14 protein-coding genes are annotated in these 19,258 nt (G+C 74.6%); 8 read left to right on the forward strand and 6 right to left on the reverse strand.

Translation table 11 applies throughout. The annotated features are described in order from the left end of the window. Positions 1 to 13 precede the first annotated feature (13 nt). The 4 genes from ACF09E_RS05870 to ACF09E_RS05885 form a co-directional block, all read right to left on the reverse strand. The gene (locus tag ACF09E_RS05870) at positions 14 to 3,700 is read right to left on the reverse strand and encodes a S8 family serine peptidase (protein WP_392204058.1); all 3,687 of its coding nucleotides are present in this window, start codon (positions 3,698 to 3,700) and stop codon (positions 14 to 16) included. A gap of 155 nt (positions 3,701 to 3,855) precedes the next feature. Then, complete coding sequence (locus ACF09E_RS05875) at positions 3,856 to 5,172, reverse strand: MFS transporter (protein WP_388799124.1); 1,317 nt, start codon at positions 5,170 to 5,172, stop codon at positions 3,856 to 3,858. Continuing rightward, positions 5,169 to 5,615 carry a GNAT family N-acetyltransferase gene (locus tag ACF09E_RS05880; RefSeq protein WP_392204059.1) on the reverse strand — a complete coding sequence of 149 codons (447 nt, stop codon included), beginning with the start codon at positions 5,613 to 5,615 and terminating at the stop codon, positions 5,169 to 5,171. The genes ACF09E_RS05875 and ACF09E_RS05880 overlap by 4 nt, the downstream gene beginning before the upstream one ends. Before the next feature lie 140 nt (positions 5,616 to 5,755). Then, positions 5,756 to 9,229: a BTAD domain-containing putative transcriptional regulator gene (locus tag ACF09E_RS05885; protein WP_392204060.1), complete on the reverse strand. Its 3,474-nt coding sequence runs from the start codon at positions 9,227 to 9,229 to the stop codon at positions 5,756 to 5,758. Between the two features lie 166 nt (positions 9,230 to 9,395). On the opposite strand from ACF09E_RS05885, the gene ACF09E_RS05890 reads away from it, so the two are divergent. The 3 genes from ACF09E_RS05890 to ACF09E_RS05900 all read left to right on the forward strand — a co-directional run bounded on the left by ACF09E_RS05890 (position 9,396) and on the right by ACF09E_RS05900 (position 12,415). After that, the gene (locus tag ACF09E_RS05890) at positions 9,396 to 10,163 is read left to right on the forward strand and encodes an SDR family oxidoreductase (protein ID WP_392204061.1); all 768 of its coding nucleotides are present in this window, start codon (positions 9,396 to 9,398) and stop codon (positions 10,161 to 10,163) included. Positions 10,164 to 10,286: 123 nt separating this feature from the next. Continuing rightward, positions 10,287 to 10,937 carry an NAD(P)H oxidoreductase gene (locus ACF09E_RS05895; protein WP_392204062.1) on the forward strand — a complete coding sequence of 217 codons (651 nt, stop codon included), beginning with the start codon at positions 10,287 to 10,289 and terminating at the stop codon, positions 10,935 to 10,937. Next, positions 10,934 to 12,415 carry an MFS transporter gene (locus tag ACF09E_RS05900; protein ID WP_392204063.1) on the forward strand — a complete coding sequence of 494 codons (1,482 nt, stop codon included), beginning with the start codon at positions 10,934 to 10,936 and terminating at the stop codon, positions 12,413 to 12,415. The genes ACF09E_RS05895 and ACF09E_RS05900 overlap by 4 nt, the downstream gene beginning before the upstream one ends. A 101-nt stretch (positions 12,416 to 12,516) precedes the next feature. Here the strand turns inward: ACF09E_RS05900 and ACF09E_RS05905 are convergent, their stop codons facing one another. Further along, a complete protein-coding gene (locus ACF09E_RS05905; protein WP_392204064.1) occupies positions 12,517 to 12,999 on the reverse strand; it encodes a MarR family winged helix-turn-helix transcriptional regulator in 483 nt (160 codons plus the stop codon). Between the two features lie 116 nt (positions 13,000 to 13,115). On the opposite strand from ACF09E_RS05905, the gene ACF09E_RS05910 reads away from it, so the two are divergent. From ACF09E_RS05910 to ACF09E_RS05925, 4 genes are all read left to right on the forward strand, one after another. After that, the gene (locus ACF09E_RS05910) at positions 13,116 to 13,532 is read left to right on the forward strand and encodes an organic hydroperoxide resistance protein (protein WP_361859714.1); all 417 of its coding nucleotides are present in this window, start codon (positions 13,116 to 13,118) and stop codon (positions 13,530 to 13,532) included. Between the two features lie 236 nt (positions 13,533 to 13,768). Beyond that, the gene (locus tag ACF09E_RS05915) at positions 13,769 to 15,823 is read left to right on the forward strand and encodes a phosphocholine-specific phospholipase C (protein ID WP_392204065.1); all 2,055 of its coding nucleotides are present in this window, start codon (positions 13,769 to 13,771) and stop codon (positions 15,821 to 15,823) included. A 213-nt stretch (positions 15,824 to 16,036) separates the two neighbouring features. Next, positions 16,037 to 16,489, forward strand: a complete 453-nt coding sequence (locus ACF09E_RS05920) for a hypothetical protein (protein WP_392204066.1) — start codon at positions 16,037 to 16,039, stop codon at positions 16,487 to 16,489. A 60-nt stretch (positions 16,490 to 16,549) separates the two neighbouring features. After that, the gene (locus tag ACF09E_RS05925; RefSeq protein WP_392204067.1) at positions 16,550 to 17,974 is read left to right on the forward strand and encodes a DUF2252 domain-containing protein; all 1,425 of its coding nucleotides are present in this window, start codon (positions 16,550 to 16,552) and stop codon (positions 17,972 to 17,974) included. 16 nt (positions 17,975 to 17,990) lie between these two features. On the opposite strand, the gene ACF09E_RS05930 is transcribed toward ACF09E_RS05925, so the two are convergent. Continuing rightward, a complete protein-coding gene (locus ACF09E_RS05930; RefSeq protein WP_392204068.1) occupies positions 17,991 to 18,548 on the reverse strand; it encodes a potassium channel family protein in 558 nt (185 codons plus the stop codon). A gap of 242 nt (positions 18,549 to 18,790) precedes the next feature. Between ACF09E_RS05930 and ACF09E_RS05935 the strand changes: the two genes are divergently transcribed. Beyond that, positions 18,791 to 19,207, forward strand: a complete 417-nt coding sequence (locus tag ACF09E_RS05935; protein ID WP_361859701.1) for an SHOCT domain-containing protein — start codon at positions 18,791 to 18,793, stop codon at positions 19,205 to 19,207. The last annotated feature ends 51 nt before the right edge of the window (positions 19,208 to 19,258 follow it).

Below are 19,258 nucleotides of genomic sequence, written 5' to 3' on the forward strand. Positions count from 1 at the left end.
GGGTGCCGGCGGGCTACTTCACGCCCACCGCGCGGATCAGCTCCTGCGTGACCGAGCCTCCCCGGTCGTCGCTCGCCCCGGCCCGCAGCGAGACGTATTCGGCGCCGGACGGCACGCGGAGTTCGCCGTCCCAGGCGGCGCCGTGCCGCGCCTTCCGGAGGGTCACCTTCGTCCAGGTCCTGCCCTCGTCGTAGGAGACCTCCAGGGTGGCGCCCTTGATGGTGCCGGTGCCGGAGGCCCCCTTCACGTACTCGGCGGAGATCCCGACGGGCAGCCTGTGCCCGGCGCGGACGTCGCCGTGGAGGTCGGTGTCCACGTCGAAGCCGAGGTTGAGCATCGGCAGGTAGGTGATCCTGTCGTCCGGCGTCTCGGCGGACCGGAAGGTCCACTCGCTGTGGCCCCTGGTGGCGAGCCGCCAGCGCGCCGGGTCGAGCGTGGTGTCGGTGACGACCCTGAAGGTCGACTCCTCCGCCGGGGCGTCCCAGGCGTAGGCGCCCGAGCTCATCTTGCGGTCGACGCGGGTCCCGTTCACGTACACCTCGGTGTACTGGGTCATCGACTCGTCGTTCCAGACGTTGCCGAAGCCGGTGTGGTCGGCGCCGGAGTCGCCCCAGCCGGGGGTGTTGAACCGCAGGTCGTTGCCGGTGCGCTGCTGGCCCCAGCCGAGGCCGGTGCCCAGCCAGGGGTGCCAGACGGGGCCGAACCAGTCGAGGTCCACCCGGCTGCCGCCCCGGTAGGACGGGGTGCCGCCGCGCTGCTCCAGGGACTCGCCGAGGTCGACGGACTCGTGCCAGCGCTGGCCGGTTCCGGTGGAGACGTACTCGGTGCGCTCGGTCGGGAAGGCGATCCACTCCTTGAAGCCGAAGCCGATCGGGAAGGTGTCGGTGATCGAGAAGCGGAACTCCCCGCCCAGCTCCTCGCGCCTGGTCGGCATGCGGAACGTGGAGCGGATGGTGGCCAGTTCGTCCTTGCCGGGTCGGAAGACGAGGTCCTTGCCGATGGCGCCGGGGTGGCCCTCGGAGAGGTCGTAGGTGTACGGGGTGAAGCGGGTGCCGGTCAGGTCGACGCGCTTGCCGCGGGCGGCGCCGGCGGCGAGGCGGCGGCCGTCGGCGGCGTTGACGGTGGCGACGGCGAGCGGCCGGTCCTGGTAGTCGGCGGTGCCGAACCACTTCATCAGCCGGCCGGGCCGGTCGTCGGTGACGAACAGGGCCTTGGCGCCCGCGTCCTGGGCGGTCTGGGCGATCTGCGCCGGGTCCGCGCCGTCGGTCAGGCGGACGAGGACGGCCTTGCCCGTGACCTTCCTGCCCTCGTACTCGGCGGGGGTGCCGGTGCCCGCGTCGACGAGGCCGAGGCGGTGGCCGCCCTCCAGAAGGGCGGCGCCGGCCTGCGGGGTGGCGTCGGAGAGGCGGGAGCCGTCGACTCCGGCCTCCAGCATCGGCTTGCCGAGGCGCCAGACGGTCCGGTACTCGAAGGTGCCGGTGGCGGGCCTGCGGGTGGGCGCCGCGAAGATCGAGTCGTACACGGCCGGGACCTGGACGGCTCCGCCGTAGGAGGCGCCGCCGGCCTTCCGGTCGAACTCCATGAGGAGCTGGCGGGTCTCGGTGCGCTTGTCGACCTCGGCGCGGATCTCGCGGAGCCGCCGTCCGTCGAGGGTGATCTCGCGGTCGCGGTCGAGGGTGATCTCCGGCTCGGACAGGAAGCCGAGGCCGAGGGAGTCGGCGCCGTGGGAGCCGCGGACGTCGAGGAAGGTGTCGACGGCGTACGTGCCGGGCTTCAGGCGGAGTTCGAGGGTGCCGGACTCGCCGACCGCGGCCGGGAAGGGATCGACCCCCTCGGTGAGCTGCTGCACGCCGAGGGAGGCGGGGGCGGGGGCGCCGTCGCGGTCCTTGACGTGGACGGTGAGGGTGTAGCGCTCCTCCTCCTTGACGAGGCCGAGCGCGGTGTGGGCGACGACCGCGCCGGCGGCGGTGGCGGTGACCCGGCCGGAGGACTGGCCGACGGGCGCCTTGGCGCCGTCGCCGGTGACGGTGGTGCTCGCGGTCCCGTGGGCGGGGACGGTGAGGGTGGTGTCGGCGAGCGCGGCCACTCCGGCCGGCATCCCCTCGACGGCCAGGGCCAGCTCCACCGGGGCGTCGGAGGAGTTGGTGTAGGTGACGGTCCTGGTGACCGGCTCGTTCGTCTCGTACGGCCAGGCGACGAAGCCGAGGTCGGCGGAGCCGGTGGCGGTCACGTCCGCGGCGATGGCGGCGGGCACGTCGACGCGGCCGGAGCCGAGGGCGTACGAGGAGGCGTCGAGCGTCTTCGACGAGGACATCAGCGCGTTCTTGAGCTGGGCGCCGGTCCAGTCGGGGTGCTTCTCGGCGAGCAGCGCGGCGACGCCGGCGACGTGCGGGGTCGCCATGGACGTCCCGCTCATGGAGGTGTAGAGGCCGCTGCCGGGGACGAGCTGGGAGCGGGCGGCGAGGATGTCCACGCCGGGCGCCGACAGGTCGGGCTTGAGGGCCTGGTCGCCGTAGCGGGGGCCCTGGCTGGTGAAGTAGGCGGCCTCGTCGGCGGAGTCGACGGCGCCGATGGTGAGCGCGGAGTCGGCGGCGCCGGGCGAGCCGATGGAGCCGGGGGCGCCGGAGTTGCCGGCGGCGATGACGAAGAGGGCGCCGGTCTCGGCGGTGAGGGTGTCGACTGCCTGGGCCATCGGGTCGGTGCCGTCGCTGGCCTCGCGGGAGCCGAGGCTCATCGACACGATCTTCGCGTCGACGTCCTTGGCCGCCCACTCCATGCCGGCGATGATCTGCGACTCGCTGCCGGAACCCTCGTCGCTGAGGACCTTGCCGACGGCGAGGGTGGCGCCGGGGGCGACGCCCTTCTCCGCGCCGTCCGAACCGGCGCCGCTGCCGCCGACGGTGGAGGCGACGTGGGTGCCGTGGCCGTCGCGGTCGGCGACCTCCTGGCCCTCGATGAAGGACTTCGACTCGGCGACCCGGCCCACGAGGTCGGGGTGGCCGAGGTCGGCGCCGGTGTCGAGGACGGCGACCTTCACGCCCTTGCCGGTGAGCCCGGCCTCCCAGGCCTTCGGGGTGCCGATCTGGGCGTTGGACTCGGCCATGGCGGCCTTGACCCGGCCGTCGAGCCAGACCTTGGCGGGGGCGGCGGAGCGCGCGGTCGGGGCCGCGGTGAAGCCGCGCCAGAAGGCGGCGGGGTCGGTGGCGGTGACGGCGGCGCCGTCGATGCTGGGCAGCGGACGGACGGTCTCGGCGCCGCGCGGGGCCGTCGCCGCGGCGCGGGCGGCCTTGCCGCCGTACGTGACGATCAGCGGGAGTTCGCCGGTGACGCCCTGCTCGACGAGGCCGGTGACGTCGAAGAGCCGCGGGTCGAGGGCGCCGGAGTCCAGGTAGGGGCGGGCCTCGTCGGGCACGACCGTGACCCGGCCGTTCGAGATCCGGCTGCGTATCGCGCCGGTGGCGCCCGCGGCCCGGTCGACGGTGACGGTCTGCCGGCCGCCGCCGAGGTCGGTGAGGGTGACGCGGTCGCCGGTGACGAGGGTGACGGTGCTGCCGGCCGCCGTCCTCTTGAAGGTGTCCGGGACGGCTGTGGCGGTGGTCCCGGCGGCGGCGGTCTGCCCGGCCGAGAGCATCACGAGGGAGACGCCCGCGGCGATCAGCGCGGCTCTCCCCCTGTCGAAGGGTGTGGTCCTCGACGTCATCGTTCGAACTCCTCGTGGACCCGGGGTCGGGGGTGTTTCCGGGTGCCGCGAGGAGTCTTGGCCAGGTGGACGGGAGTTGACTCCGCTCCGCGCTGGCGGTTATGCGCCGTGGCGGCCAACCGCCAGAACAGGACGTGTCGTTCGGGGAGAATTGATCACGGAGTCGGGTCGAGCGCGTCGTACCGGCGGAAACCGCGCCCGTACAGCGCGAGGGCGCCGACGGCGAGGACACAGGCGATCCCGCCTCCGGTGACGGCGACCGCGGGCGAGGTCAGGTCGGCCACGGAGCCGGCCAGGAAGTCCCCGAGCCGGGGCCCGCCGGCGACCACCACGATGAACACGCCCTGGAGCCGGCCGCGCATCTCGTCCGGCGCCGCGACCTGCATCATCGTGTTGCGGAAGATCATCGAGACGGTGTCGGAGTACCCCGCGACGGCCAGCAGGAGCAGCCCCAGCCAGAGGTTCCGGGTGAGTCCGAAGGCGGCGATGGCGGTGCCCCAGCAGGCGACGGCGAGCAGGATCGCCTGGCCGTGGTGCCGGACGCGTCCCTGCCAGCCGGAGAGCACCCCGCCGAGCAGCGCCCCGCAGGCGGGCGCGGCGACGAGGAGTCCGGCGGTCTTCGCGTCGCCGCCGAACCAGAGCACGGCGACGGCGGGGAACAGCGCGCGGGGGTGGGCGAGGATCATCGCGCAGAAGTCCGAGAAGAACGTCATGCGCAGGTTGGGCCGGGTCGCGAGGAACCGCAGCCCGTCGAGCACGGAGGCCCGCTTCCCGCCCTCCTTGCGGTCCGGCAGCATCGAGGGCAGCCGCCACATCGCGTAGAGGCTCGCGGCGAAGGCGAGGGCGTCCACGAGGTACGCGGTCTGGTACCCGGCGAAGCCGACGATCAGCCCGCCGAGGCTGGGCCCGACGAGCATGCCGAAGGTGGTGACCATCGAGTTCAGCGCGTTGGCGGCCCGCAGCTGCTCGGGCGGCAGGAGCCGCGGGATCATCGAGGACCGGGCGGGCGCGTTGAGCGCGGCGCAGACGGCCTGGAGGGCGACGATCCCGTAGAGGAACCAGACCCGGTGGAAGCCGGCGAAGGCGGCGGCGGCGAGCCCGGCCGACAGGACGGCGGAGCCGCAGGCGCTGTAGAGCCCGAGGCGGCGGCGGTCGACGGTGTCCGCGATGGCGCCGCCGTAGAGCCCGAAGACCACGAGCGGCACGAGCGAGAACAGCCCCACCAGCCCGACGGAGAAGGGCGACCGGGTGATGTCGTACACCTGGAGGGAGACGGCCAGCGAGGTCATCCCCTGGCCGACCCAGGAGACGGCGCCGCCGAACCAGAGGCGGCGGTAGTGGGCGGAGGTCCGCAGCGGTGTGAGGTCGGCGAAGAGCCGGCGCCGCTCGGGAGCGGGAGCCCCGGGGGGCGGGGTCGCGGCGGGCGGGGGTTCGGGGGGCTGCTGCCGGGAGCGCGGCCGGGCGGCGGTCACGCGACGTCGTACCGGAGCTCGGGACGCTCCCAGTGGATGCGGCCGCCGGGCGGGACGGTTCCGGTCCGGACGGCGCCGGTGCGCAGGTAGAACGCCTCGGCGGGCGGGTGCGCGACGACCCGCACGGCGTCGAGTCCGGCGGCGGCGGCCTGCCCGGTCATGTGCGCCATGAGCAGCCGCCCGATGCCGAGGCCCTGGGCGCTGTCGGCGACGAACGCGAGGTCGAGCTCCGCGTCGTCGACGAGCAGCGCGTAGAACCCGAGCACCCGGTCGGTCGCATCGACGGCGACGAACACGGAGTGGTGCTCGATGTACGCGCCACCGACCTGGTACCCCTCGACCATCGTGGCGTAGTCCCCCCGATAGGCCCGGGAGTTCCTGACCAGCCTGGTGAGGCGCTTGGAATCGTCGGCGTCGGCACGCCGGACGGTGAACTCGGACATGGGGCGAGTATAGGGGCGCCTATGGCTTTCGATCCTTACGTTTTGGTCAAGGGCGGGGCGGTGGCGGCGCGACCGGTACCGGGGCGGGGCGTGGGGACGGTGCTGCCGGGGTCGGGCCGGGGCGCGAGCCGGGGCTCCTTCTATCCGGGCAGCTCCGCCTCCGGCACCGCCTTCTCGTGGGGCAGGGCGGTGCCGCGGGCGTGGGCCCGCGCGTAGCCCTCGGCCCCCAGTGCCGCGCGGGCGGCCGCCTCCGCCGCGTCGACGTCGGCCCGCTCCGCCGGGGGCAACGGCGCGCCCGTCGAGGCACGGAGGGCCGACGCGGTGCCCAGCAGGAGCGCGGCCCCCGTCGGCCGCCCGGCGCCCGCGTGGGCCGCGGCGAGGCCCTCCAGGGCGAGCGCGACCGCCCGGGGGTCGCCGGAGGAGAGGGCCGTGCGGTAGCCCTCCTCGTGGAGTTCCCGCGCGGCCGCCGCGTCCCCGCGGGCGAGCGCCGAGAAGCCGAGCTCGGCCAGGATCAGCGCGTTCGCCGCGTCGAGGCCGACCGCGCGGTGCCAGTCGAGGACCTCCCGCATGTGGTCCTCGGCCTCGTCGAGCAGGCCCTCGCGCCGCGCTCCCAGGCCCAGTCCGAGCACCGCGTTGATCTCGCCCGCCCGGAACCCGACCTCGATCGCCCGCTCCCGCGCCGCCGCGTGGTACGCCCGGGCCTCGGCCAGGTCGCCCCGCAGGAGGGCCGTACGCCCCAGCCCGGCCAGCAGGTCCGGCACCTCGGTCGTCAGGCCGAGGCTCTCCGCGGCCGCCAGTCCGGCCCGCTTGAGCCGGTCGGCCCGCTCGTACCGTCCGTGGATCTCGGCGACGGTGGCCAGCGGGTACACCGACCAGAGCCGGCAGCAGGCGTCACCGACCTCCTCGAACAGCGCGTCGGAGCGGGACGCGTCCCGCTCCGCTCCCGCCACGTCGCCGCCGAGCAGCCGCTGGACCGAGCGGTCCGCGAGCGCCGCCGCCTCGACCCAGCGGTCCCCGTGGGCCCGGGCGGCGTCGAGCGCCTCCCCCGTCAGCCGGGTGCCCTCGCTCTGGCTTCCGGTCCCGCACAGCGCGTGGGCGAGGAACCAGCGCGCCCGGGCGCGGTCCGCGGGAGGCGGCGCGGCCCCGTCGTACGCGGCGAGCGCCGCCTCGATCCGCTGGAGCCGGTCCGTGCCGTCGCCGCCCATGATCGCGAGGCCGGTGCGCCAGACCTCGACGCGGGCGCGGAGCGCGGCCGGTACGGGGCGCGCCGTGTCCTGCGCGACGGCCGCCCGCAGCGCGGCCGTCGCCGAGCGGAGCGCCTCGCCGAGGCGGCCCCGCATGACCCGGTACCAGGCGAGGGCGTCGACGAGCCGGAGCGCCGCCTCGGCATCGCCCCCGGCGCCGGGTGCGGCGAGCGCCCGCTCCAGGGCGGCGCGCAGGTTCGGCGCCTCGGCGTCGAGGCGGGCGAGCGCCCGGCGCTGGCCGGGGCCGCGCAGGCCGGGCTCGGTCTCCACGGCCAGCCGCAGGTGGTGGGCCAGGTGCCGGTCCCGTACCTCCGCCGTCTCGGCCGCGTCCTCCAGCCGTTCGAGGCAGTACGCGGCGACGGACTCCAGGAGCCGGTAGCGGGGCCCGTCCGGGCCGTCGACCGCCACGACGAGCGAGCGGTCCACGAGGCGCGCGAGCAGCCCGAGGACGTCCCCGGCGGCCACCTCCGTGCCGCCCGCCCCGGCGTCCGCCGTTCCCCCGGCCCGGGGCGCAGCCCCGACGGGCCCGCCGGGCGCGGAGGCCGTCGATGCGGGCCCGCCCGGCGCGGAAGCGGCCGATGCGGGACCGGCTGGCGCGGAAGCAGCCGATGCGGGCCCTGGAGCGGAAGCCGCCGGCGCGGAAGCGGCAGGCGCGGGTCCCGGCGCGGCGGCGGCCGGTGCCCCCGCTCCCCCCGGCGCCGCGTCCGCGCACACCTCCTCCGCGGCCGCCAGCGAGCAGCTCTCCGCGTGGACCGCCAGGCGCCGCAGCACCGTGCGCTCCCGTGCGCCGAGCAGTTCCCAGCTCCAGTCGATGACCGCCCGCAGCGTCTGCTGCCGGGCCGGCGCACCGCGCAGCCCCGCGTCGAGCAGCCGGAACCGGTCGTCGAGCCGCGCCAGCAGCCCGTGCACGCCGAGGGCGCGCACCCGGGTCGCGGCCAGCTCCAGGGCGAGCGGGATGCCGTCGAGGCGGCGGCAGACGGCCCGTACCGCCTCCTGGGTGGCGGGGTCGGGCGCCGCGGAGGCGAACCCGGGGGCGGACGCCGCCGCCCGTGCCGTGAAGAGTTCCACGGCGCCGTCCGCGTCGAGCGGTTCCACCGCCCAGAGCGTCTCGCCCGCCAGCGCGAGCGGCTCCTGGCTGGTCGTCAGCACCACGAGTCCGGGCGCGGTCCGCAGCAGCAGTTCGGCGAGCGAGGCCGCCTCGTCGACGACGTGCTCGCAGTTGTCGAGGACGAGCAGCGTGCGCCGGCCGCGCAGGACGTCGGCGAGCCGCTCCGACGGGGTGAGCGCCCTCTCCCCCTCGGGCCGCAGCCCCCACGCCCCGTCGTCGCGGAGTTCCAGCGCGGCGGCCACGACCTCGGCGAGGTCCCCGCGCGCGCCGGCGAACTCGACGAGCCAGACCCCGTCGGCGAACTCCTCGCGCAGCCGCCCGGCCGCCTCGACCGCGAGCCGGGTCTTGCCGACGCCGCCGGGTCCGGTGAGCGTCACGAGCCGCCGTTCGGTGAGCAGCCTCCGCACGTCGGCGACGGCCGCGTCGCGTCCGACGATGCCGGTGAGCGGCGCGTACAGGTTGCCGCGGACGGCGCCGCCGGTCGCCGCCGGGGCGGACGGCGGGGCGGGTGCCGAGAGCGAGGCGTCCTGCCGCAGCATCGACGCGTGGAGCGCGGTGAGTTCGGGGCTCGGGTCGAGGCCGAGCTCCTCGGCGAGGAGGGTGCGCAGCTCCTCGTACCCGGCGAGGGCCTCGCTCTGCCGTCCCGCCTGGTACAGGGCCCGCAGCTGCACCGCCCGGAGCCGCTCGCGGAGCGGGTGGAGTGCGACGAGTTCCGCCAACTCGCCTGCCAGGAGATCGTGTTCGCCGAGCTCCAGCCGCGCCTCGGCCATCGCCTCGCGGACGACGAGCCGCTCCTCCTCCAGCCGGTCCGCCGCCGCCCGCGCGAACGGCTCCCCGGCGAAGCCGGCGAACGCCGGTCCGCGCCACAGGTCGAGCGCCCCGCCGAGCAGCGCGGCCCGGGCTCCCGCGTCCGTCGTCCCCCGCGCACGGGCCGCGAGCCGGGTGAACTCGTGTGCGTCCAGGGCGCCTTCGGGTACGTCGAGCAGATATCCGGGGGCCCGGGTGACGACCAGGCCGCGCCCGCCGGGCTCGGCCTCCTCCAGCGCCCGGCGCAGTTGGGAGACCTTGGCCTGGAGGGCCCGCAGCGGGTTGCCGGGCGGTTCGTCGCCCCAGAGGTCGTCGACGAGCCGGAACGCGGCGACCGGCCGGCCCGCGTCGACGAGGAGCGCGGCGAGCAGGGCCCGCACCTTGAGCTCCGGGACCCGGACGGGCGTGCCGTCCTCGGTCCGTACGGCCGTCTCCCCCAGCACCGCGAATCGCATGCGGCCACCGTAACCCGGCCTCGATCACCGGCCGATGGAGCCCGAACACCCCGGCGCCGCCCGCCGGAACCGGCCCGAACAGAACCCGAGCCGTTCCCGAACACCGGGCCGTCAGAGTCGTCCCCGTCAGCAGGAAACGGCACCGGGAACGACCAAGGAGCAGGACATGAGCAGCAGCAAGCCCCTCGCCGGCAGGACCGCGCTCGTCACCGGCGGCAGCCGCGGCATCGGCCGGGCGATCGCCCTCCGCCTCGCCGCGGACGGCGCCCGGGTCGGCGTCCACTACGCCGCCAACGAGGCGGCCGCGAAGGAGACGGTGGCCGCGATCGAGGCGGCCGGCGGCTCCGCCTTCGCCCTCCGCACCGAGCTGGGCGTCCCCGGCGACGCCGACGCCCTCTGGGCCGCCTTCGACGCCGGGGCCGGGGACGACCACGGCCTCGACATCCTCGTCAACAACGCGGGGATCGCCGGCCCGGGACTGATCCACGAGGTGGAGGAGGCGGACTACGACCGGGTGTTCGCGGTCAACGCGAAGGCGCCGTTCTTCATCGTCCAGAAGGGCCTCGACCGGCTCCGCGACGGCGGCCGGATCATCAACATCTCCTCCGGGGTCACCAAGGTCGCCTTCCCCGGCATGACCGCGTACGCCGCCGCGAAGGGCGCCGTCGAGGTCCTGACCCTGACCCTCGCCCAGACGCTCGGCTCCCGGGGCATCACGGTCAACGCGGTCTCGCCGGGCACGATCGAGACCGACATCCATCCGTGGCTGGCCGACCCGGCCGCCAAGGCGCACGCCGCCGGGTTCTCGGTCTTCAACCGGGTCGGACAGCCGGGTGACGTGGCCGACGTGGTCGGGTTCCTCGCCTCCGACGACGCCCGCTGGGTCACCGGCCAGAACATCGACGCGAGCGGCGGCTCCGGCCTGGGCCTCTGACGGCCCCGTGCCGTCCGCCCCGGGGCGGGCCCGCGCCCGCCGCGCGCCCGCCCCGCCCTCCGGCCGCACCCGCCCCCTCCCTCTCCGCACCCGTGCCCACGCCCACCGGAAGGACCCCCGGCCATGGCAGCCCACACCCTCCTCGTCCTCGCCCACCCCCGCGCCGACTCCCTCACCGCCCAGGTGGCCGCCCGGCTGCACGCCCGTCTGAAGGAGGAGGGCGGCACCGTCGACGTACTCGACCTGTACGCCGAGGGGTTCGACCCGGCGCTCCGCCCGGCGGACGAGCCGGACTGGGAGGACCGCGAGAAGGCCTACTCCCCCGAGGTCCGCGCCCACATGGACCGGATCCTGGCCGCCGACGACATCCTGGTCGTCTTCCCGGTGTGGTGGTTCACCCCGCCGGCCGTCCTCAAGGGCTGGATCGACCGGGTCTGGAACTACGGCTTCGCGTACGGCCGCAGCCGCCCCCGGCTGGCGGGGAAGCGGCTGCTCTGGCTGGCCCTGATGGGCGGCACGCCCGAGGAGATCGAACGGCTCGGCATGACGGACGCCCTCCCCCTGATGCTGGTGACCGGCGTCTCCGCCTTCTGCGGCCTTCCGGACGCCTCCCTGCGCGTCCTGCACGGCACCGAACTGTCCGGCGTACCCGCCGAGTTGCGCGGCGCCCGGGTCGCCGAACTGCTCGATGAGGCCGAGCGGACCCTGGCCGAGGAACTCCCCGGCACGACCACCCCCTCACCGCCCACCGCGCACGAGGAGCCGGCCCGATGAACACGACCCTCGCGGAGAACACCGCGACCCCGCCCCGGGCAGGAGTCCGCCAGTGGATCGGCCTCGCCGTCCTCCTCCTGCCCGTCACCCTGATGACCGCCGACCTCGGCGTCCTGTGGCTGGCCACCCCGTACCTCTCGGCCGACCTCCGGCCCAGCGGCGCCCAGCTGCTCTGGATCACGGACATCTACGGCTTCCTCACCGCCGCCACCCTCGTGATCATGGGCACGCTCGGCGACCGGCTCGGCCGGCGCAGGCTCCTCATGGCCGGTTCCGCCGGGTTCCTGCTCGCCTCGCTCCTCGCCGCGTACGCCCCGAACGCGGGGACGCTGATCGCGGCCCGGGCCCTCCTCGGCATCGCCGGGGCGGCCGTCCTGCCCTCCACGCTCGCCCTGATCAGCCACATGTTCGCGGACGCCCGGCAGCGGGCCACGGCCATCGCGATGTGGGTGACCGCCCTCTCGGTCGGGCTGGCGGTCGGACCGGTCGTCGGCGGCGTGCTGCTCGCCTCCTGGTGGTGGGGCTCGGTCTTCCTGATGGGCCTGCCGGTCATGGTGATCGCCCTGGTCACGGCCCCGCTGCTGCTCCCCGAGTACCGCGATCCCGCCCCCGGGCGCCTCGACCCGGCGAGCGTGCTGCTCTTCCTCCTCGCGGTGCTGCCCCTGGTGTACGGCGTCAAGTCGCTCGCCGCGCACGGCACGACGGCCGAGGCGGGGGTCGCGTTCGCTCTGGGGCTGTCCTTCACCGTTCTGTTCGTCCGCCGCCAGAACCGCCTGGAGACCCCTCTCCTCGATCTCCGGCTCTTCAGGAACAGGGCCTTCACCGGGGCGCTGCTCACCCTGCTGCTGGGCATGACCGCGCTGAACGGGGTGGAGTACCTGGTCCCGCAGTACCTCCAGGCGGTCGCCGGACTGCCGCCGCTGGAGGCCGGGCTGTGGCTGCTGCCGGGAGCGGCGGGGCTGATCGCCGGTTCGCAGCTGACCCCCTTCGCGGCACGGCGGGTCCGCCCGGCGTACGTGCTGGCCGGCGGACTCCTGTTCTCGCTGGCCGGGTACGCGGTGATCGCCCTGGCCGAAGGGGTGGTCCCGGCCGCGCTGGGTCTCGCGGTCGTCATGTTCGGCGCGGCCCCGATCAGCGTCCTGGGGACGGCCCTCGCGGTCGGCTCCGCCCCGGCGGAGAAGGCGGGTGCGGCGGCCGCGACCGGCCAGACCGCCTACGACCTGGGGCTGGCCCTGGGCATCGCGGTCACCGGCAGCGTGGCGGTCGCCGTCTACCGGGGCGGGATCCCCGGGGGCGCCCCGGCCGCCGCCCACGAGAGCGTCGGCGCGGCCCTGGCCCTGCCGGACGAGGGGCTGCGGGAGACGGCCCGGGAGGCGTTCACGACGGCGCTCCACTCGGCGTCGGCGCTGAGTGCGGTGTTCGCCCTGGTCACGGCGGCGGTGGTGCTGACTCTGCTCCGCAAGGTCCCCCGGTCCTGAGCCGGGAGCTCGGCTTCGTGAGGCCCCCCGCCCCTGAACCTCCGGGCCCGGGCCTCGCCTCCGCGGGTCTCCCCGGTCCCGGGGCCGCCGGGCCGGGAGACTCAGCCGCAGGTGCCCAGGTCGCCCGGGTCGACTCCGTCGAGACGGGCGGCCAGGGCGTCCAGCCGCTCCCGGAGGTCGCGGATGTCGGCGAGGCCGAGGCCCGTCGCGGCGGCGATCCGGCGTGGCACGTCGCGGGCCCGCTCCTTGAGCGCGGCCCCCTCGGGGGTGGGGCGGACGGTGACGGACCGCTCGTCCTCGGGGCTGCGGCGCCGCTCGACGTAGCCGGCCGCCTCCAGGCGCTTGAGCAGCGGGGACAGGGTGCCGGAGTCGAGCCGGAGGCGCTCCCCGATCCCCTTCACGGGCAGCTCGCCGTGCTCCCAGAGCACCAGCATCGCGAGGTACTGGGGGTAGGTGAGCCCCAGCTCCTTGAGCGCCTCGCGGTAGACGCCGTTGAACGCGCGGGTCGCCGCGTGCAGCGAGAAGCAGATCTGGTGGTCGAGCCGGAGGAAGTCCTCGTCCGGGACGGTGTCGAGCGTCTCCATGGCTCCAGGATACGCGAGGACACCTCATACGCGATTGAGTTGTGCACAACTGAATAGTGCGCTACTAATAGAGGGCCACCGCAGCACACCGCCTCCCGAGGACAGGAACGGACACCATGGACGCGATCTACACCGCCGTCGCCACCGCCAACGGCCGCGAGGGCCGCGCCGTCAGCTCCGACGGCCACATCGACCTCCCCCTCGCCCACCCCCAGGCCCTCGGCGGCAACGGTCAGGGCACCAACCCCGAGCAGCTCTTCGCCGCCGGGTACGCGGCCTGCTTCGCCAGCGCGATGAACCTGGTCGCCCGCCAGGAGAAGATCGACATCTCCGAGGCCTCCATCACCGCCGAGGTCTCCATCGGCAAGGACGCCGCGGACGGCGGCTTCGGCCTCGCCGTCGTGATGCGCGCCGAGTTCCCCGACCACCTCCAGGGCGAGGCCGGCGCGGCCCTCCTCGAGAAGACCCACGCCTTCTGCCCGTACTCCAAGGCGACTCGCGGCAACATCACGGTCGACCTCGTCGTCGAGTAGGTTCCTGTCGCTTCCTGTACGCCCCTGACGGTTCTCCGACCGCCGGGGGCGTTCGCTTGTGAGCTCTTCCGTTGGAGCACGGGGGATTCGTCTGCCGTACGACGGGCAGTCATGGAACGGCCCCCGGGCGGTGGTTCACGGGCGCTCTCCTGTGGGGCGCCCGTCGGCCGGTCCGCCGGGCCGCCGCACGCGCACCCCCACCCGTGCCCCGTACCGACCCGGAGGAGTACTCCCCCATGGCCGACCTCGACCGCCGCCGGTTCCTTCAACTCGCGGGCGGCGCCGCCGCGCTGACCATGCTCTCGGACAGCATCGCGCGCGCCGCCGCCATCCCGGCGCAGGGTTCCACCGGAACGATCCAGGACATCGAGCACATCGTCGTCCTGATGCAGGAGAATCGTTCCTTCGATCACTATTTCGGGGCGATGAAGGGCGTACGTGGCTTCGGCGACCCCCGCCCCGTCACCCTGCCCAGCGGGAAGTCGGTCTGGAACCAGTCGGACGGCGGCAAGGTCACCCTGCCCTTCCGTCCGGAGAGCGCGAAGCTCGGCATGGAGTTCCTCCAGGGCCTCAACCACGACTGGGCGGGCGGCCAGAGCGCCTTCAACAAGGGCAGGTACGACAACTGGGTACCGGCCAAGACCAAGGCCACCATGGCGTACCTCACCCGCGAGGACATCCCCTTCCACTACGCGCTCGCCGACGCGTTCACGATCTGCGACGCCTACCACTGTTCGTTCATCGGCTCGACCGACCCGAACCGCTACTACCTGTGGACCGGCCACACCGGCAACGACGGCACCGGCGGCGGCCCGGTCCTCAACAACGCCGAGGCCGGCTACGGCTGGAAGACCTACCCGGAGCGCCTGGAGGCGGCCGGGGTGTCCTGGAAGATCTACCAGGACATCGGCGACGGGCTGAACGCCGCCGGTTCCTGGGGCTGGATCAACGACGCCTACCGCGGCAACTACGGCGACAACTCGCTCCTGTACTTCCACACCTACCGCAACGCCCAGGCCGGCGACCCGCTGTTCGAGAAGGCCCGCACGGGCACGAACGCCAAGGCCGGCGACGGCCTCTTCGACCGGCTGCGCGCCGACGTCCAGGGCGGCCGGCTGCCGAAGATCTCCTGGATAGCCGCCCCGGAGGCCTTCTCCGAGCACTCCAACTGGCCCGCCAACTACGGCGCCTGGTACATCTCGCAGGTCCTCGACGCGCTGACCTCGAACCCCGACGTGTGGGCCCGTACCGCCCTGTTCATCACCTACGACGAGAACGACGGCTTCTTCGACCACGTCGTCCCGCCCTACGTCCCCGGCTCCGCCGCGCAGGGCCTCTCCACCGTCGCGACCGGCCTCGACCACTTCCCCGGCAAGACCGGCTACGTGGCCGGCCCCTACGGCCTCGGCCCGCGCGTCCCCATGCTGGTCGTCTCGCCCTGGTCCAAGGGCGGCTACACCTGCTCCGAGACCTTCGACCACACCTCGGTCATCCGCTTCATGGAGCAGCGCTTCGGCGTCCGCGAACCCCAGATCTCGCCCTGGCGGCGGACCGTCTGCGGCGACCTGACCTCCGCCTTCGACTTCTCCCGCACGGACCCCTCGGCCGCCGCGCTGCCGCCGACGTCCGGCTACTTCCCGCCGGACAGGAACCGCCACCCCGACTTCCTCGCCACCGCACCGGCGACCGGCACCATGCCCCGCCAGGAACGCGGCGCCAAGCCCACCCGCCCGCTGAAGTACGCCCCGTTCGTGGACGGCGCCGCCGACACCGCGGCCGGCAGGTTCCGCCTCACCTTCGGCGGCGGGCCCTCGGCGGGCGCGCAGTTCTACGTGACCTCGGCCAACCGCACCGACGCGCCCTGGACCTACACGACCGAGGCCGGCAAGACGATCGCGGACACCTGGAACACCACGTACTCGAAGGGCGTCACGGACCTCACGGTCCACGGCCCCAACGGCTTCGTCCGCCGCTTCCGCTCCCCCGGCAAGACGGCCGTCCCCGAGGTCACGGCCCGCCACAACGCCACCGCGGGCACGCTGGACCTGACGTTCACCAACACGGGCGCGACCGCGACGGTGACCCTCGTCAACGCCTACGGCGGCGCCGGGAAGACGCTCTCCGTCGCGAAGGGCGCCACGGTCACCCACAGCGTCGCCGTCTCCGCCGCCCACCACTGGTACGACGTCACCGTCACCTCGTCCGCGAGCACGGACTACGTCCGCCGGCTCGCGGGCCACGTCGAGACCGGCGCGGCGAGCGTCTCGGACCCGGCCATCCTCACGTACTGACGCCCCGGCGGAACCCCCGGCGGCCCGGACGCGCCCCCGCGGCGCGCACGGTCCCCGGGGCCTTCCGGCGGACGGATCCGGTCACCGAGCAGGCCGCCGCACCCGCCCTGATAATCGGAGGTGGGCGATCCCGGCCCGGCCGCCGAGCAGGCCCCGGCGGTCCGCAGGCCCGGGTCCGTCCGGCCGGGAACCGCACGCTGCGAGGTGACTGCCATGAGCCAGCACACACCCACCGGGGGGCGGGGGGACGCCGGTGCCGCACCGGGGAAGGCGCACCGCCACGGAGGGGGCGTCGCCGGCGGCGGCACGGTGTTCGCCGCGGTCCTCCTCACCCTCGCGGGCATCCTCGCCGTCCTCCAGGGCATCGCGGCCATCGCCGAGGACGACGTCTACGCCCGCGTCGGCAGCTACGTCTTCGCGTTCGACCTGACCTCCTGGGGCTGGATCCACCTGATCCTCGGCATCCTCGTCACCCTGACCGGCGTGGGCCTCTTCCAGGGCGCGAACTGGGCCCGGGCGGCGGGCGTCTTCCTGGCCGGCCTCAGCATGATCGCCAACTTCCTCTGGCTGCCGTACCAGCCCTGGTGGGCGATCACCCTCCTGGCGATCGACGTGTTCGTCATCTGGGCCCTGTGCTCCAGCTGGTCGCACAGCGCCGCCGACTGACCGGCCCGGCCCCGCGAGGCGGTCGCGGCACCCCGGGGGGAGCGAGCAGAAAGGGTTCCGATGCCCCGGAAAGCCACCACGGCGCTGCGCGCTGCGCGCGGTGCGACACCTGAGGAGCGCGCGGCGCTCGGCAGGAAGGCGCGGCGCCGCTCGCCGCGGTCCGGCCACGCCGAGTACCGGCCGCCCGCCGACCGGCCCGACCCGCTGACCATCCTGGAGGCGCAGTCGGCGACCCGGGTCCCCGAGCTCGTCCCGATCCGCTACGGCCGCATGATCGAGTCGCCGTTCCGCTTCTACCGCGGCGCGGCCGCGATCATGGCGTCCGACCTGTCCCTCACCCCGCGCTCGGGGCTCACCGCCCAACTCTGCGGGGACGCGCACATGCTGAACTTCCGTCTCCTCGCCTCGCCCGAACGCCAGCTGATGTTCGACATCAACGACTTCGACGAGACGCTCCCGGGCCCCTGGGAGTGGGACGTCAAGCGGCTGTCGGCGAGCTTCGTCATCGCCGCCCGCGCGAACGGCTTCGGCGAGGCCGAACGGGCCCGCATCGTCCGGGACACCGTCCGGTCCTACCGCGAGGCGATGACCCGGTTCGCGGGCATGCGCACCCTCGACGTCTGGTACTCGAAGATCGACTCCGACCGCCTCCAAGCCCTGGGCTCGACCCTGCTCGGCAGGCGCGGCCGGAAGAACCTGGCCCGCGCCATGGCGAAGGCCCGCGGCCGGGACAGCCTCCAGGCCTTCGACCGGCTCACCGAGACGGTGGAGGGGCGGCCCGTGATCGCGGCCGACCCCCCGCTGCTCGTGCCCATGGGCGACCTCCTCCCCGACCTCCAGCGGGCCGCTCTCACCCAGCGGTTCCACGACCTGGTCGGGGAGTACGGCACCACCCTGACCTCGGACCGGCGCACGCTCCTGGCGGACTACCGGCTGACCGACATCGCCCGCAAGGTGGTCGGTGTCGGCAGCGTCGGAACCCGCTGCTGGATCTTCCTGCTCCTCGGCCGGGACGACGAGGACCCGCTCTTCCTCCAGGCCAAGGAGGCGGACACCTCCGTGCTCGCCCCGTACGTGGGCGCGAGCGCGTACCGCAACCAGGGCGAGCGCGTCGTCTCCGGCCAGCGCCTGATGCAGGCCACCAGCGACATCTTCCTGGGCTGGCAGCGCGTCGACGGGATCGACGGGCGCAAGCGCGACTTCTACGTGCGGCAGCTGCGCGACTGGAAGGGCATCGCCGTCCCCGAGCGGATGGGCCCCGGGGACATGCGGGCCTTCGGCGACCTGTGCGGGCTGACGCTGGCACGCGCGCACGCGCGGTCCGGCGACCGCATCGCGATCGCCTCCTACCTGGGCCGCGGCGACTCGTTCGACCGGGCCCTCGCGAGCTTCGCGGAGGCGTACGCCGACCAGAACGAGCGCGACCACCGGGCCCTGGTCGACGCCGTGCGGGCGGGCCGGCTGCCCGCCGAGGAGACCTCCTGACCGAGGCCGGCCGGGATCACGGCGGGGCGGGCGGGCCGCCCCGCTCCCCGCCCCCCGCCTCCAGCCCCCGCAGGCGCCGGCCCTCCTGGACCGCGCCCAGCAGGAACCGGGCCGCGACGCCGATCAGCAGGAAGTTGGCGGTCATCTGTCCGGTGGTCAGCAGCCGGGCGAGCTCGGTGCGCGGGCTGATGTCGCCGAAGCCGACCGTGCTGAACACCGTCATCGTGAAGTAGAGGGCGTCGGTCCGGGTCAGCGTCTCGGTGAAACTCGCGGGCTCGCTGCGCCCCAGCAGGTAGTAGGTGGCGGCGAAGAGGAGCACGAAGAAGGGCAGCGTCGCGGCGACCGCGGCAACGGCCCGGAGACCCGGCCGGGCCGAGTGCATGATGGTGCGCACCTGCCAGGCGATGAGCAGGCCCACCAGGGCGACACCGCCGGCGAGCACCGCCACGGTGGCGGTGCTGAAGGACGAGTCCAGCGGCAGCAGGTAGTAGGCGGCCAGCACCGCCGTCAGCGACAGGACCGCCTGCACGGCGGTCAGCACGGCCGACCGCCGGTCCCCCGGATTGCCGTCCACGTTTCCCCTCTCGGTCGCTCGGAACCCCGTGGCCGTGCCGGACCCGGCCGGCCGGGCGGTGACTGTCCCAGGCGCTCCCGGCCGGGCGCGGCAGGCGCACCGGAGGATCACCGGTCCGGCGGCATCCTCCCCGGCGTGCGGTGGGCCCCGGAGCGGCGCACGCTGGAGGCAGTTCGTCCCGCCGGACCGCGGCCTCACCGAACAGGCGGCAGCGGCCGGTCACGATCGGCAGGAGAGCGGCCATGAAGGACTCCGTGGTGAACCTGGCGGTGGACTATCCGCTGCTGAACATGTTCTGGACCATGCTGATCCTCTTCCTGTGGATCCTCTGGTTCATGCTGCTCTTCCGGGTCATCGCCGACATCTTCCGCGACGACGGGCTCGGCGGCTGGGGCAAGGCGGGATGGACCGCCTTCGTCATCCTGCTGCCGTTCCTGGGCGTGTTCGTGTACCTGATCGCCCGCGGGCGGTCGATGGGCGAGCGCGAGCTGAACCGGGTCCGGCAGAACGAGGAGCAGTTCCGCTCGTACGTACGCGAGACCGCCGGCGGCGGCTCGGGCCATGCGGACGAACTGGCCCGGCTGGCCGACCTGAAGAGCAGCGGCGCGATCACGGAGGCCGAGTTCGCGCAGGCCAAGGCCAAGGTCCTGGCGAGCTGACGGACCGCCGGAGTACGCCGCGGGCCCCGCGCCCGCGGCGTACTCCCGTGC

Origin of the sequence: Streptomyces sp. NPDC014891 (genome assembly GCF_043081085.1) — a bacterium.
Taxonomy (GTDB): Bacteria; Actinomycetota; Actinomycetes; order Streptomycetales; family Streptomycetaceae; genus Streptomyces.